Source organism: Mycolicibacterium canariasense (assembly GCF_002101555.1).
Classification (GTDB): domain Bacteria; phylum Actinomycetota; class Actinomycetes; order Mycobacteriales; family Mycobacteriaceae; genus Mycobacterium; species Mycobacterium canariasense.
The window spans coordinates 131,172-145,456 of record NZ_LQOL01000056.1; the positions used below are offsets into that span (position 1 = coordinate 131,172).

Sequence of the window (14,285 nt, forward strand, 5' to 3'; positions counted from 1 at the left end):
CCGAGGTGATCACTTCCAGGCGAACACCGGTTGTTCGAGATCGTCGACTCGGTCGGCTCTACCCTCCAGGCCCAGCCGGCGCAGCTGCAACAGGACGGCACCCGTCGGCGCGTGGATCAGGTCGTTACCCAGCGGGATCTGCACCACCGGCCGCGGGCTTTCCGGAATACTGATGTAGCGCGGTGAATCATCACGCAGCAGCTGGTGCAGGCCCACCCGGTAAGCGGCGACCACCTCGTCGGGTTGTGGCCGCAGTTCCAGCCGCCCGCCACCCCACAGCACCACCGGGGTGATGACGTACCCGGAGCGGGTCGGATAGTCGTCGAGCAGCCCGAGCACCGAGGACCCGGGCAGCTCGACACCGACCTCCTCATGGGTCTCGCGCAGTGCCGCATCGACCGCCGTCTCGCCGGGGTCCAAGCGTCCGCCGGGCAGGGCCCATTGCGCCGCATGGGAATTGAGCCGTGCCGCGCGCCGGCACAGCAGGAAGGCGGCGCCGCCGGACACGTCGACCATGCGTCCGTCCAGACCGGCGTCGGGCATCGGCCGGCCCGCGATCCATTCGTCGACGGGGGCCGGATCCACCCGGTCCTCACCGAGTTCGGAATCCACCAGCACGATCGCGACCGCGGCGTGCCGCTTGGTCGGGTCGGTGACAGTGCGCCGGTCGTGGCCGACCAGGTTGGCCCGGATCCGTTCCCGCAGTTGCGCGTCGTAGGCGATCGTCCCCGTCACGAGGTGCGGAGCAGCGCGACGTCGGACACCATCCGGATGTGTTCGGCCATCGCCTGACCGGCGCCGACCGGATCCTGCCTGCGCACGGCATCGGCGATCTTGCGATGACCTTCCAACGAGGCGCGCGGGCGCTCGGACTGCGACAGCGACTCGATGCGCGTCTCGCGGACCAGTTCGGCGATCTCGCCCATCAGGCGGGCCAGCAGGGGGGAGTGGGCGGCGGCGGTGATCGCGGCGTGGAAATGTTCGTCACCGGACACCCCGCGCTCACCGCCGGTGATCTCGGACTCCATGATCGCGAGCGCGTCGTCAATGGCGGCCATCTCCGACTCGCTGCGGCGCTGCGCGGCCAGTTCGGCGAGTTTCACCTCGAGCGCCTCGCGCGCTTCGATCACCTCGGGCAGTCGGTCGGCGTGTTCACGCAGGGCGCGCACGGCCGCGTCCTCGACCGGGCGGCGGACCAGGACGGCGCCGTCGCCGTGGCGCACGGACAGGATGCCCTGCACCTCAAGGGCGACCAGTGCCTGGCTCAGGGAGGCCCGGCTCACGCCGAGTTGGGCGGCCAGTTCCCGTTCCGGTGGCAACCGCTCGCCGGGTTGCATGTCGCGGTCTGCCATGTGCTTACACAGTTGCTCCACGATGACCTCGTAGAGCCTCGGTCGGGCTACCGGGCGAATTTGCTCAGCCACTGGGTCACTCACACTCCGTTCCTTCGAGCCAAGGATAGCCGCCGTGGCAGCATGATCTCGGGCACATCTGGGGTTGACAGTGATCTGTTTCACTGCTTCACTGCCTAGTGACTTAGTGGCTAGGCCAATTAGCCATAGGGAGAGTGGAGTTCCGATGCCTGTAGAAGTGATTCCGATCCTGGCGTTGGTCGTCATGTTCGTCGCCGCCACGGTCCTGCCGGTCAACATGGGTGCGCTGGGCTTCGTGGCGGCGTTCTTCGTGGGGACCATGGCCGTGGGCATGGACGCCGACAAGATCATCGGCGGTTTTCCGAGCGGCCTGTTCCTCACCCTGGTGGGCATCACCTACCTGTTCGCGATAGCGCAGAACAACGGGACGGTCGACCTGCTGGTGCGGGCGGCGGTGCGACTGGTCCGCGGCCGGGTCGCGCTGATCCCGTGGGTGATGTTCGGCGTCACCGGCCTGCTGACGGCGATCGGGGCGCTCGGTCCGGCGGCGGTCGCCATCGTGGCCCCGATCGCGCTGGGCTTCGCCGCGCGCTATCGGATCAGGCCCCTGCTGATGGGCATGATGGTGGTGCACGGTGCCCAGGCCGGCGGCTTCTCGCCGATCAGCATCTACGGCGTCACCGTCAACAACATCGCCGACAATGCGGGGCTGCACAACAGCCCGCTGACCTTGTTCTTGGGCAGCTTGTTCTTCAACGCCGCCATCGGCGTGCTGCTGTTCGTCTTCCTGGGCGGGCGCGACCTGATCGGCCGCAGCGTGCACGACGACGACGAGACGCGGCCCGAGGGTGACACCGGCGCCGTCGGCGGAGGCCGGTCCCCGGCCACCGTGATGCGGGGCTTCGGCACCACGACCACCAAGGCCCGATCCCAGGCGGTGACGGCGGAGAACGCCCCGCCGTTGGCGACGGCGGTCAAGGCGATCACCTTCGACCAGATCCTCACCCTGGTCGGCCTGGCTTCGCTGGCGGTGTTCGCGTTGATCCTCGACCTGGACGTGGGTTTCGTGTCGATGACCGTCGCCGTCGTCCTCGCGCTGGCCTCGCCCAAGGCGCAGAAGGGCGCCATCAACCAGATCAGCTGGTCGACGGTGCTACTGATCGGCGGGGTGCTGACCTTCGTCGGGGTGCTGCAGGAGGCCGGCACGGTCGAATGGGTGGGCAACGGCGTCGCGGCACTCGGCGCGCCGCTGCTGGTGGCCTTGCTGCTCTGCTACATCGGCGCCATCGTCTCGGCCTTCGCGTCCTCGACGGCGATCCTCGGGGCCACGATCCCGCTGGCGGTGCCGTTCCTGATGGCGGGCGAGGTCGGGGCGGTGGGCGTCATCGTTGCCCTGTCGATCGCCTCGACCATCGTCGACGTCAGCCCGTTCTCGACCAATGGCGCTCTGGTGCTGGCGAACGCGCAGGGCATCGACCGGGACGCGTTCTACAAGCAGATCCTCAAGTACAGCGGGCTCGTCGTCGCGGTCGGGCCGTTCATCGCCTGGGCGGTGCTCGTCCTTCCCGGGTGGCTATGACCGCATGACACCGGCCGGCAGCGGCGACCACACAACCGTGCGGTCGCCGCTTCCTGCTGCCTGCGACACCGTTTGACCTGCGCAGATGACCCATTGACAGGGGGCGGACCGAATGCTGCAATGAATTGGCTAGGCCACTAGGTCACCAATCCATAGGAGTCGCGCTGATGACAAGCACACTGAACACGACGGGTCGCAGCGGTCCACTGAACGGGACCGTGGTGGTCGACCTCACCAGGGCACTGGCGGGACCGCACGCCGCGATGATGCTCGGCGATCTGGGCGCCGACGTCATCAAGGTCGAGAGCCCCAAAGGCGGCGACGACACCCGTGGCTGGGGCCCGCCGTTCGTCGAACCCGCGGGTGCCGAGCGGGAGTCCACCTACTTCCTGTGCGCCAACCGCAACAAGCGCTCCATCACCCTGGACCTGAAGACCGACGACGGCCGTCGCGCGCTGGAGGAGATGGTCGCCAAGGCCGACGTGCTGATGGAGAACTTCCGCACCGGCGTCCTGGACCGGCTTGGCTTCTCACCGGAGCGCCTGGCCGAGCTCAACCCCCGCCTGGTGATCCTGTCGATCAGCGGTTTCGGTCACGACGGCCCGGAAGGCGGCCGAGCCGGCTACGACCAGATCGCCCAGGGCGAGGCCGGCCTGATGTCGTTCACCGGCTCGGGCCCCGACGATGTGCAGCGGGTGGGCGTCCCGATCGCGGACCTGCTCGCCGGCATGTACGGCGCGTTCGGGGTGCTGGCCGCGCTCCGGCAGCGTGACCGCACCGGGACGGGCACGGTGGTGCGCACCTCGCTGCTGGCCAGCGTCGTCGGCGTGCACGCGTTCCAGGGCACCAAGTGGACGGTCGCCGGCGAGATCGGCGAGGCCCAGGGCAACCACCACCCGTCGATCTGCCCGTACGGACTCTTCCCGACCGCCGACGGTGCGGTACAGATCTCCGTGGGCAGTGAAGGTCTGTGGCACCGGTTCTGCGCGGGTTTCGGCGTCGACCCCGACACCGAGGGCATGGCGACCAATCCGCAGCGGGTGGCCAACCGGTCCGAGGTCATCGCCTTGGTCTCGAAGCTGTTCGCCGCGTACGACACCACCTCGCTGCTGCGGCTCCTCGACGAAATCGGTGTTCCCGCAGGGAAAGTCCGCAACGTGCGGGAGGTCTACGAGTGGGAGCAGACCCGGTCGCAGGGACTGCTGGTCGACGTCGAGCACGCCACGCTGGGTCCGGTCACCCTGCCGGGGCCGCCGCTGCGGTTCTTCCAGCCCGACGGCACCGAGGTCACCGAGACCCGGCACCTCGCACCGCCGGTCCTCGGCGCGGACGAGGACCTGGTGCGGGCCTGGCTCAAGGAAGCGGTCTGATGCGCCGGCTGTCCGCACGCGAGGTGCTCGACATCGTCGCCGACGCCGACAGCTTCGAGTGCTGGGACGCGCCGATCCCCGAGTACGCCGTGGATGCCGGCTATGCCGAGGAACTCGCGGCGGCCCGGAATGGGACGGGTCTCGACGAATCGGTCACCACGGGTGCGGTCACCATTCGCGGCCGTCGGGTCGCCGTCCTGGTGAGCGAGTTCGGGTTCCTGGCCGGCTCCATCGGGGTCGCGGCGGGGGAGCGGCTGGTGACCGCCATCCACCGCGCCACCGCCGAGGGATTGCCGTTGCTGGCCCTGCCCACCTCCGGCGGCACCCGGATGCAGGAAGGCACGGTGGCCTTCTTGCAGATGGTCAGGATCACCGTCGCGATCACCGCGCACAAGGCGGCCCATCTGCCCTACCTGGTGTATCTGCGGCACCCCACCACCGGCGGCGTGTTCGCGTCCTGGGGCTCACTGGGGCATCTGACCGTCGCCGAGCCGGGCGCACTCGTCGGATTCCTCGGGCCCCGGGTCTACGAGGCGCTCTACGGCGACCGCTTCCCGGCCGGAGTGCAGACGTCGGAGAACCTGCAGGCGCACGGCCTGATCGACGCCATCCGCCCGCCCGAACAACTCGGCGAAATCGTCGACCGCGCCCTGCGCATCATGACCGACAGCCCGCGCAGTTGCCCGCACGCGGTGGACGTACCGGACTGGGCGGTCGACGACGTCCCCGCCTGGACCTCGGTGCTGGCCTCCCGTCGGCGGGATCGCCCCGGCGTGCGGGAACTGCTGTTCCACGCCGCCGCCGACGTGCTCCCGCTCAACGGAACCGGGCAGGGCGAATCGGACCCCGGACTGATCCTGGCGCTGGTGCGCTTCGGCGACATGCCCTGCGTACTGCTCGGGCAGGACCGCAGCGGTCAGACCCCGCTGACGCCGCTCGGTCCCGCGGCGCTACGGGAAGCACGACGCGGGATGCGCCTGGCCAACGACCTTCGGCTGCCGCTGGTCACCGTCATCGACACCGCCGGTGCCGCGTTGTCCAAGGACGCCGAGGAAGGCGGGCTGGCCGGGGAAATCGCTCGCTGCATCGCCGACATGGTCGATCTGGACACCCCGACGGTGTCCCTGCTGCTGGGACAGGGCACCGGTGGTGGGGCGCTGGCACTGGTACCGGCCGACCGGGTGCTCGCGGCCCAGCACGCGTGGCTGTCGCCGCTGCCCCCGGAGGGCGCCAGCGCGATCGTGCACCGCGATGTGGAGCACGCCCCGCAGATGGCCGTGCGTCAGGGCATCCGTTCCCTGGATCTACGCCAGGCCGGCATCGTGGACTTGATCATCCCCGAGCTGCCCGACGCCGCCGACGAGCCACGGCAGTTCTGTGAGCGCGTCGGCGCCGCGCTGCACCGTGCGCTGAGCGAGCTGATCGCCCAGGACACCGATATGCGGCGTATCGCGCGCGGGAAGCGGTTTCACCGGGTGGGGCACGTCGCGCCGATGGTCGACGCGTGACGACGCTGTCGTTTCTGGTGACGCTGGAGGCGCGGCCGGGCCGCGAGCCCGACGTCGCGGCCGTTCTCCGGGAGGCCAACAAGCTGGTCGGCGCCGAACCGGGCGCCCATATCTGGTTCGGATTCCATTCCGGGGGAACGACTTTCGGCATTTTGGATGCCTTCGACGCCGATTTCGAGCGGCATGTACGGCTGCACGGTCGGGTCCGGGCGGCGGTCGAGGCGCACGCCGAGCTGTTCGCCACGCCGCCCGTCATCACCGTCGTGGACGGGCTGGACGCACCGCTGGGACGCGATCCGGCCTAGGGGTGATAGGGCACGCCGACGGCCCGGAACACCCACTCCGGTGGCACGTCATAGGCCAGGTGCAGGGTGGGTAGCTGCGCCAGAACCTCGGCGGTCAGCGGCTCCTTGTAGTGCAGCGACAGCTGTCCGCTGCAGCGTGGATCGACCCGGCCGACGTCGACCTCGATGTGCAGTCCGGTCTCCGAGATGTCGGCGGTCACCGCACCGGATTGTGGTGCATCCCAACGCTGATCGATCACCCGGCCGGCCAGCTTGGGCACCGAGGACAGGGTGCCCAGCACGCGCTGCGAGGTCAAGACCAGTGACCCGGTGTAGCTGCTGACGCTGCCGGCCGAGCGCAACCCGGGAACACGTCCGGAAAAGTGCCGGGTGACGGCCACGTATTCGGCCAGGTGGATGATGCCCTCGGCTTCCACCGCGGCACGCAGATCATCGGGCAGCTTGCCGATGCCGAACAGTTTGCGCAGTAAGACGGCCATGACCACACAGTACGACGACTTGTGCACGTTCCGTCCCGCTTGGCGTGACGGAACGTGCACAAATCACCCGTCGTCAGGCGGGGAGTACGTGCTCCCCGGTCTTGTCGGTGCTCAGGCAGAGCGAGCAGATGAACCCGTTGCCGGTGGCCGATGCGATCATGTCGGGCCGTTCGTAATCATGATGGCAGACATGGCATTTCAGGTGGTCGTCGGCGGGGTTGCCGTGTTCGTCGAACATCGGCAGGTCGATGCCGTCGTCGGTGCGGCGCAGGTAGTACTTGCCCTTGGTGGCGATCGCGATGATCGGCGGCAGCACCACCGCCAGACCGATGGCGACCAGCGGCGAGTACGGCCGGATGGCCTCACCCAGGCCGCCGAAGAAGGCGATGACCGACAGGCCCGCGGCGATCAGCATCGAGCCGAAGCCGACCGGGTTGAACGCGTAGAGCATGCCGCGCCGGAACTCCGGCACCTTCGGCGACAGCTTCAGCAGGTATTTGTTGAACACGATGTCGGAGGCGACCACCACCACCCACGCCATGCCGCAGTTGGCGTAGAAGCCGAGGATGGTGTTCAGGAAGTCGAACATGTTGGCTTCCATCAGGATCAGCGCGATCAGCAGGTTGACCCCGAGGAACACCAGCCGGCCCGGGTAGGTCTTGGTGACCCGGGTGAACGAGTTGGTCCAGGCCAGCGAGCCCGAGTAGGCGTTGGTCACGTTGATCTTGATCTGGCTGATGACCACCAGCACCACGGCCAGGGTCATCGCCAGCCAACCCGGCAGGAAGTTCTGGTAGATCTCCAGGAACTGGTGCACCGGCTGGTTGGCGATACCGGCACTGTCGGCCACGTTGGCGATCAGGTAGACGGCCAGGAACAGGCCGACGATCTGCTTGATGGCGCCGAAGATCACCCAGCCGGGGCCGGCCAGGAACATCCAGGTCCACCAACTGCGCTTGTTCTCCGGGGTTTTCGGCGGCATGAAGCGCAGGTAGTCGTTCTGTTCGGCGATCTGCGCGATCAGCGACAAGCAGACGCCCGCGGCCAGCAGGGTCGAGCCGATGTCGAAGCCCTTGACCCCGTTCTCGCCCTGATAGGCGAAGAACTGGCCGACCGATTCGGGATGGCTGAGCACCAGGTAGATGAACGGCGCCACCATCAGGATCAACCACAGCGGCGTCGTCCACACCTGCAGGGTGGACAGCACTTTCATGCCGTAGATGACCAACGGGAAGATGATCAGGGTGGAGGCGGCATACCCCAGCCACAACGGGATACCCAGCCCGAGCTGGAGGCCCTGGGCCATGATCGAGCCCTCGAGGGCGAAGAAGATGAAGGTGAACGTCGCGAAGATGACGTTGGTGACCACCGAGCCGTAGTAGCCGAAACCGCTGCCGCGGGTGACCAGGTCGAGGTCGATGTTGTACCGCGCCGAGTAATACGCCACCGGGAAACCGGTCAGCATCACCACGACGGCGAAGATGAGGATGCCCCACAGCGCGTTGGTGGTTCCGTACGAGATGCCGATGTTCGCGCCGATCGCGAAGTCGGCCAGGTAGGCGATACCGCCGAGGGCGGAGATACCGACCACTCTGGTGGACCACTTGCGGTAGCTGCGCGGGGCAAAGCGCAGCGTGTAGTCCTCGAGGGTCTCCTTGGTGGCGGTGAGCCGGTCATCCGGGTCGACGGTGGCGTCGGCCGGCTCGCCCGTGAGCTCTTGTGTCATGGTCAGCAAACTTATGGGGGCTATGTTTCCGCGGTATCACCACGGCGTTGCCCTCAGGCTGCGTCCAGCTGTGGATGGTAGGACTGATTCGGTGACACGCAGGACACGGTGGGCGACCGTACTGGCGATCGTGAGTGCCCTGGTGTTCGTCGTGCTTCTGGTCGCGGTGCTGACCCACGCCGCCTGGCTGGCAACGGCGGACGCGGCGATCCTGGATCCCCTGCACAGTTACGGTCTGGACCATCGGGGCTGGGTCCGGGGCTGGAAGATCTTCTGCGACGTGTTCCATCCCGGAGTGTTCCGGGTCGTGGGTGCAATCTGCATCGTCGTCGCCCTGTTTCGGCGGCAGTTTCGGGTGGCGCTTTTCCTGACGCTGTCGGTGGAGGCGTCCGGTCTGCTGGTCGCCGCGTTGAAAATCGCGGTGCGCCGGCCGCGCCCGTCCTTCGATCTCGCCTACGAACCGTCCTGGTCCTTTCCGTCCGGGCATGCGCTCGGGGTGATGACCGGTGTGCTGGCTCTGACGATCGTGGCGGTGCAGATGCTCCCCGGCGCGGCGCACCACAGCTGGCGGACGCCCGTGATCGTCGCGGGCGCGGTGATCGTCCTGGGGATCGGAGTGGGGCGGGTGGTGCTCAATGTGCACAACCCCTCCGACGTGCTGGCCGGCTGGGCACTGGGCTACCTGTGGGTGCTGGCGTGCTTGCCGGTGCTGAGCCGGGAGTCGATCAGGCCAGCGGCCGGAACACCGGCAGCGCACGGTAGCGCACCTTGAACGTCGCCTCTCGGCAGGAATTCTCGACCTCTCCGTCGTGGGCGACGGGTGTCGGCCCGTCCACCGCGACGAAGCTGAATTCGGGCACCCGTAGTTCGTGATACAGCGGGCAGCGCACCAGGCGGCCCAGCGCGAGCGATACCAGGATTCGGGTGCGACTGAACCGACGCCCGGTCTCCAGGATGCGGACGTCGATCAGCCCGTCATCCATCCGGCTGCGCCGTGACGGGGCGAAGCCCGACGGCGCGTACACCGCGTTCCCGAGGAAGAACAACGACGTCTGCACGGTCTTGTTGTCGTAGGTGATCCGGACCGCGGCATCGCTGCGTAGCGTGCGCCACAACGCGTATGCCCCGGCCAGCGGTTTGCCGATGCGGTGTTCGAGCTTCTCCCGGATCCGCACGAACGCCGGGTAGGCGCCGATGCTGGCGGTGTTGACGATGGTGTCGTCCTCGTTGAAGCGGATCACGTCCACATGGGCGCCGTGTCCGGCGCGGATGGCCGCCACCGTGGCGGCCACGGTGTCGCAGCCGATGTCCTTGGCGAAGTGGTTGAACGTTCCGCCCGGGAACACCGCCAGCGGCACGCCGGCGTCGACGGCGATCCCGGCGGCGCACGACACCGTCCCGTCCCCGCCACCGACGGCCAGCACCTCGGCGCGGGCGGCGGCGCCGCGCAGCACCTCGGCGATATCGTCGTGTTCGCCCACCTCGACGATCTCGGTGCGGGGTAGTGCCCTGTGCACTTCGTCGACGACGCGGGCCCCGGTGCCGCTGCCCGAGGCGGGGTTGATGACCAGCACCACTCCTTCGCCGTCGGGGCGTGGCGGGGTGTCCAGTCGCAGCAGTTCCGACGTCGGGGGCGGGGCCTCGACGATGGGCGGAACGATGCGGGCCCCGAGCACCGCGACGGCGGCGCCGATGCCGAATCCGGCGAAGACGTCACCGGGGTAGTGGGCGCCGGTGGCGACCCTGGACAGGCCGACCAGCCCGGCCAGCAGGGCCAGACCCAGCCCCACGGGTGGGCTTTCCAGGCCGACCCCCACCGCGAAGGCCGCCGCGCTGGCCGAATGCCCGGATGGCAGCGAATTCGATGTCGGGGCGCGCCGGGATCTGCGGATCAGGGGAACCGGGGTGCGGTCCGGCCGGGGTCGGCGCCACAGCCGTTTGGCGCCCTGGTTGGTCACCAGGCTGGTGATGGCGAGCGTCACCAGGCCGCGCGCGGCGCCGCGTCGCATCGACGAGGTGCCCGCGGCCGACAGGGCCACGCCGATGGCGATCCACATCTTGGAATGGTCGGCCGCCGAGGTCAGTCGCGGCATGAGGGAGTCGAGCAGCGGGCTGGGTGATTCGGCGACCGCCTCGAAGATCTCACGGTCGAGGGTGCCCAGGCCCCGACCGATCTGCTGGAGTCCGCGTGCCCGTCGTCCGATCATGTGTCCAACCTACTGAGGGCACCGCCGGCGGCCGGAAGCTCGCCGTGGTCTCGTGTCCAAACCTTGACTTGACCCCGCCCGGCCCCGCTGCCGACGATGGTGTGATGCGCCGACTGGTCCCGTTGCTGTGCGCGGTGATCCTCCTGTGCGGTGCTGCGGTGGGCTCACCGGTGGCCCGCGCGGTGGAGACACCGTGGTTCGCCTCCGCCGTCGGTGCCGCCACCCAAGTGATTTCCGTTGTGGGCGTGGGTGGTTCGGCGGCGAAGATGGATGTCTGGCAGCGCACCGCCGCGGGCTGGGAACCCATCGGTGTGGGTATTCCGGCGCATATCGGGGCCAACGGCATGGCACCCCAGACTCATGACGGTGAAATGAAAACGCCGATGGGCATATTCACCCTCGACTTCGCGTTCGGCACCAAACCCAATCCCGGGACGGGGCTGCAGTACGTCCAGGTCGGGCCCGACCACTGGTGGGACGGCGATATGAAGAGCCCCACCTACAACACGATGCAGGTGTGCAAGAAGGCCCAGTGCCCGTTCGACACCGACCCGAGCAGCGGCACCGAGAATCTGCAGATTCCGCAGTACGCGCATGCCGTGGTCATGGGTGTCAACAAGGCCAGGGTGCCGGGCAACGGGGGCGCGTTCTTCCTGCACACCACCGATGGCGGCGCGACGGCGGGCTGCGTCGCCATCGACGATGCCACCCTGGTCAAGATCATGCAGTGGCTGCGCCCAGGTGCCCTGATCGCGGTCGCGAAATGATCAGATGTTCAGTGCGCGACCGGGTTTCAGATTGAAGTTCAGGTTCTCCAACGACATGGTGGCGTCATAGGTGCGGTCATAGGACGTCGCGCTGATCCGCCAGCCGTCCGGCGTGCGGCGGTAGCGGTCGTGGTAGAACGCGGCGCCGATCAGCATGAAGTTGAAGTCGGGCGCGATGACGCGGTCCTGTAGGTACCAGGTGGCCGAGGCTTCGTCGGGGCCGTCGATGGTGATCTCCGGATGGTCCACTCGATGCTCGGTGATGATGGACGGACCCAGCGATGTGCGCATGAAATCCACCAGCGCGTCGCGGTCGGTGAAGTGCAGTTCGTTGCCCAATGACGGGCCGTAGTCGCCCTTGACGTCTTCGACCAGGGTGTCGGCGAAGTCGTCCCAGTGTTTGGTGTCCAGCGCCCGCAGGTAGCGGTACTTGACCTCTTTGATGGCCTCGATGTCGCGTGCGTTATCACTCACAGGCGACATTGCAGCATAAATGTCTCCTCACGCAGGCCGATCCAGAGCAGTTGGGTCGGGCCGCCTGCTGACGGCAACGTCAAAAATGACGTGCCGCCGGGGCGGCGTGCTGCAAAGCGGACACACAACGGATCCAAAAGTTCAGCGGCGGAACGCAGTTCGAATCGGTGCGGTGTGTCCGTTCGTGTCGGCGGTCCGATGGCGGCTAAGGTGTGCTCAATATGAGCGACCCGTTGGGGTTGTCGATCGGGACGACCAACCTGGTCGCGACGAGTGTCGGCGGCCAGTCTGTCACGCGGCGCGCTGTGCTGACGCTACCCACGCACGGTGCGCCGGTCGTCGGCGTGCCCCCCGGAGACGGTCTGGTGTTGGCCGGATTCGTGGACCGGGTGGGTGATCCGGTGCCACTGGTGGCGACGGACGGATCGTCGTACGCCGCCGAGGACCTCCTGGTCGAGGCGCTGGAAGCGATGGTCGGCGTGGCCGGCACGGGACCGGCTCCGCAGGCCGCCATCGCCGTCCCGGCGCACTGGACGGCCGCGACGGTGCGGACCTTGCGCGCGGCCATCCGTACCAACCCGGTGCTCGCGCCGAACGGAACTCCGCCCCGGTTGATGTCCGACGCCGTGGCCGCGTTGACCTCGCTGCGCACCAATCCCGGCCTGAACGGTGGCGGCCCGGTGGCGCTGCTCGATTTCGGTGGTGGGGGTACGAGCATCACGCTCGCCGATGCCGGGGCCGCCTTCGACCCGTTGGACGAGACGCTGCGGGTGGCCGAGTTCTCCGGTGACCTGATTGATCAGGCAGTGCTGACCAAGGTGCTCGGCGGCTCCGCCGGCACCGATGCCGATGCCACCGCCGCGGTGGGTCTGCTCGGCGCGCTGCGTGAGGAATGCCGGCAGGCCAAGGAGCGGTTGTCGTCGGTCACCGCCACCGAAGTGCCCCTGGCGCTACCGGGCCGGCCGCCGGTGGTCCGCCTCACCAGAGCGGAATTGGAGGAACTGCTCGACGAGCCGTTCGCCGAGGTTCTGACCGCTTTGGATAGCCTGCTGCAGCGCAACAGGATCACCTTCGCGGATCTGTCCGCGGTGGCTGTCGTCGGCGGTGGTGCGAGTATTCCGCTGATCACCCAACGGCTTTCCGCGCACACTCGGCTCCCGGTGGTGAGCACCGCCCAGCCTGCGCTCGATGCGGCCACCGGCGCAGCACTTTTCGCGGCGTACGGAGCCGAATCCGACCTGCGTACCGGGCTGGCGCCGATAGCCCCGGACGCGCCGACCGGCCTGGCGCCCGCCGCGGCCGACGCACCGACGGGTCTTGCGCCCAGCGCCGCCGACACCCAACAGGGGCCCACCGCGGAGGGCGCGGTCGGTGCGCTGGCCTGGTCACAGGACGACGCCGCCGGTGCCGACCCGGTCCCGTACGCCGGGCCGGAGATTCCGTACGCCGCGGACAACCCGTACAACCTGGACAATCCGTACAGTCTGGACACCGCCACACGTGCTGTGGCGCAACATGTTCCGCGTACCTATGACGAACCGCCGCGAGCCTGGCAGCGACTGCCCATCTTGGTCTTCGCCGGTGCGGGTGTGCTGACCCTGGTCGCGCTCGGCGGGGTCGCGGTCGCGCTGACCGGCAACTCGGAGCGCCCCAGCCCGGCACCGTCGACCGCGCCGGCCACCCATGCGATCACCCCGCCGCCGGCCGAAACGCCGCCCGCCGCGATCGCGCCGTCGCCGGTGCAGGCCCCGCCGCCGGTGGTCACCGTCACCACCGAACTGCCGCCCCCGCCGCCGACGCAAGCACCCGAACCGGTGGTCACCGCGACGCACACCGTCACCGTCACGACCACCACCCAGCCGACCACGACGACGACCACAACGACGACCACGACCACCACCACGACGCCGAGTACCACCACAACCACCCCGCCGACCACCACCACGACCGAGACCACCACGCCGGCGATGACCACGACCTACATCAAGGTGCCGTTGATCCCGGTGCCCATCCCGATCCAGGTGCCCAACCGCGGCGAACCGACTTATCCCACCCCGGCGCCCTACCCGGGCGCCCCCGGCTTCCCGCAATGACCCGGTAACGAGGACGGCAGCAACCTCACAGCCAGGGTCCAGCCAGTCTGAGGTTGGCCACAGCACGATCTGGGGCATGAACACACAACCGCCATCGCGCTCTCGGCGCGCGATTCTGGGCGTCGTCGGTGCCGGCGCGCTGATCACCCTCGGTGCACTCAGTGCCGCGCACAGTGCCGGAGGTTCGGCAAGCATGTTGGCGGGATCGGGTGACGCCCCCGCCAACACCACCTACTCCTCGCCCGTCGTGGAGCCCGCCAACATGGGAGCGACCGCGACGTGGACAACCCCCGCGACGGTGGAACCCACCACCATGGCCGTGCCGAAGCCTTCCGCGTCAGAGATCGGTAACCAGGACTCGGTTTTAATTCTCCGCATTTTTGCTGGTTCGATCACCGGACCGG

At 68.4% G+C, this 14,285-nt stretch carries 14 protein-coding genes; 8 read left to right on the forward strand and 6 right to left on the reverse strand.

Features of this window, described 5'->3' with window-relative positions:
• Positions 1-9: 9 nt before the first annotated feature.
• Positions 10-735, reverse strand: a complete 726-nt coding sequence (locus AWB94_RS19830) for an NUDIX hydrolase (RefSeq protein ID WP_062657382.1) — start codon at positions 733-735, stop codon at positions 10-12.
• Positions 732-1,424 carry a FadR/GntR family transcriptional regulator gene (locus tag AWB94_RS19835; RefSeq protein WP_062657381.1) on the reverse strand — a complete coding sequence of 231 codons (693 nt, stop codon included), beginning with the start codon at positions 1,422-1,424 and terminating at the stop codon, positions 732-734. Before AWB94_RS19835 ends, AWB94_RS19830 begins: the two co-directional genes overlap by 4 nt.
• Before the next feature lie 154 nt (positions 1,425-1,578).
• On the opposite strand from AWB94_RS19835, the gene AWB94_RS19840 reads away from it, so the two are divergent.
• From AWB94_RS19840 to AWB94_RS19855, 4 genes are all read left to right on the forward strand, one after another.
• On the forward strand, positions 1,579-2,952 hold the full coding sequence (locus AWB94_RS19840) for an SLC13 family permease (protein WP_062657380.1): 1,374 nt from the start codon (positions 1,579-1,581) through the stop codon (positions 2,950-2,952).
• A 167-nt stretch (positions 2,953-3,119) separates the two neighbouring features.
• Positions 3,120-4,322 (forward strand): CaiB/BaiF CoA transferase family protein, encoded by a 1,203-nt coding sequence (locus AWB94_RS19845; protein ID WP_062657379.1) that lies wholly within the window; start codon positions 3,120-3,122, stop codon positions 4,320-4,322.
• The gene (locus AWB94_RS19850; RefSeq protein ID WP_062657378.1) at positions 4,322-5,830 is read left to right on the forward strand and encodes a carboxyl transferase domain-containing protein; all 1,509 of its coding nucleotides are present in this window, start codon (positions 4,322-4,324) and stop codon (positions 5,828-5,830) included. The genes AWB94_RS19845 and AWB94_RS19850 overlap by 1 nt, the downstream gene beginning before the upstream one ends.
• The gene (locus AWB94_RS19855; protein ID WP_062657377.1) at positions 5,827-6,135 is read left to right on the forward strand and encodes a putative quinol monooxygenase; all 309 of its coding nucleotides are present in this window, start codon (positions 5,827-5,829) and stop codon (positions 6,133-6,135) included. Before AWB94_RS19850 ends, AWB94_RS19855 begins: the two co-directional genes overlap by 4 nt.
• On the opposite strand, the gene AWB94_RS19860 is transcribed toward AWB94_RS19855, so the two are convergent.
• Together AWB94_RS19860 and AWB94_RS19865 are read right to left on the reverse strand one after the other, a co-directional pair.
• A complete protein-coding gene (locus AWB94_RS19860; protein WP_062657376.1) occupies positions 6,132-6,614 on the reverse strand; it encodes a hypothetical protein in 483 nt (160 codons plus the stop codon). The genes AWB94_RS19855 and AWB94_RS19860 overlap by 4 nt on opposite strands.
• 73 nt (positions 6,615-6,687) lie before the next feature.
• Entirely contained in the window at positions 6,688-8,340 is a 1,653-nt protein-coding gene (locus AWB94_RS19865) for a purine-cytosine permease family protein (protein WP_062657375.1), read from the reverse strand.
• 91 nt (positions 8,341-8,431) lie between these two features.
• On the opposite strand from AWB94_RS19865, the gene AWB94_RS19870 reads away from it, so the two are divergent.
• Entirely contained in the window at positions 8,432-9,112 is a 681-nt protein-coding gene (locus tag AWB94_RS19870; RefSeq protein ID WP_064961318.1) for a phosphatase PAP2 family protein, read from the forward strand.
• Here AWB94_RS19870 and AWB94_RS19875 read toward each other — a convergent pair.
• The gene (locus AWB94_RS19875; RefSeq protein ID WP_062657374.1) at positions 9,066-10,547 is read right to left on the reverse strand and encodes a bifunctional phosphatase PAP2/diacylglycerol kinase family protein; all 1,482 of its coding nucleotides are present in this window, start codon (positions 10,545-10,547) and stop codon (positions 9,066-9,068) included. The two genes, AWB94_RS19870 and AWB94_RS19875, sit on opposite strands and share 47 nt — an antisense overlap.
• 104 nt (positions 10,548-10,651) lie before the next feature.
• On the opposite strand from AWB94_RS19875, the gene AWB94_RS19880 reads away from it, so the two are divergent.
• Positions 10,652-11,314 (forward strand): L,D-transpeptidase family protein, encoded by a 663-nt coding sequence (locus tag AWB94_RS19880; RefSeq protein WP_062657373.1) that lies wholly within the window; start codon positions 10,652-10,654, stop codon positions 11,312-11,314.
• Here the strand turns inward: AWB94_RS19880 and AWB94_RS19885 are convergent, their stop codons facing one another.
• Positions 11,315-11,797, reverse strand: coding sequence for a nuclear transport factor 2 family protein (locus tag AWB94_RS19885; RefSeq protein ID WP_062657372.1), 483 nt, complete (start codon positions 11,795-11,797; stop codon positions 11,315-11,317).
• A gap of 212 nt (positions 11,798-12,009) precedes the next feature.
• Here AWB94_RS19885 and AWB94_RS19890 point away from each other — a divergent pair, with 212 nt between their 5' ends.
• Entirely contained in the window at positions 12,010-13,881 is a 1,872-nt protein-coding gene (locus AWB94_RS19890; protein WP_062657371.1) for an Hsp70 family protein, read from the forward strand.
• A gap of 76 nt (positions 13,882-13,957) precedes the next feature.
• On the forward strand, positions 13,958-14,285 hold a 328-nt coding region (locus AWB94_RS19895), incomplete at its 3' end, for a hypothetical protein (RefSeq protein ID WP_207626223.1).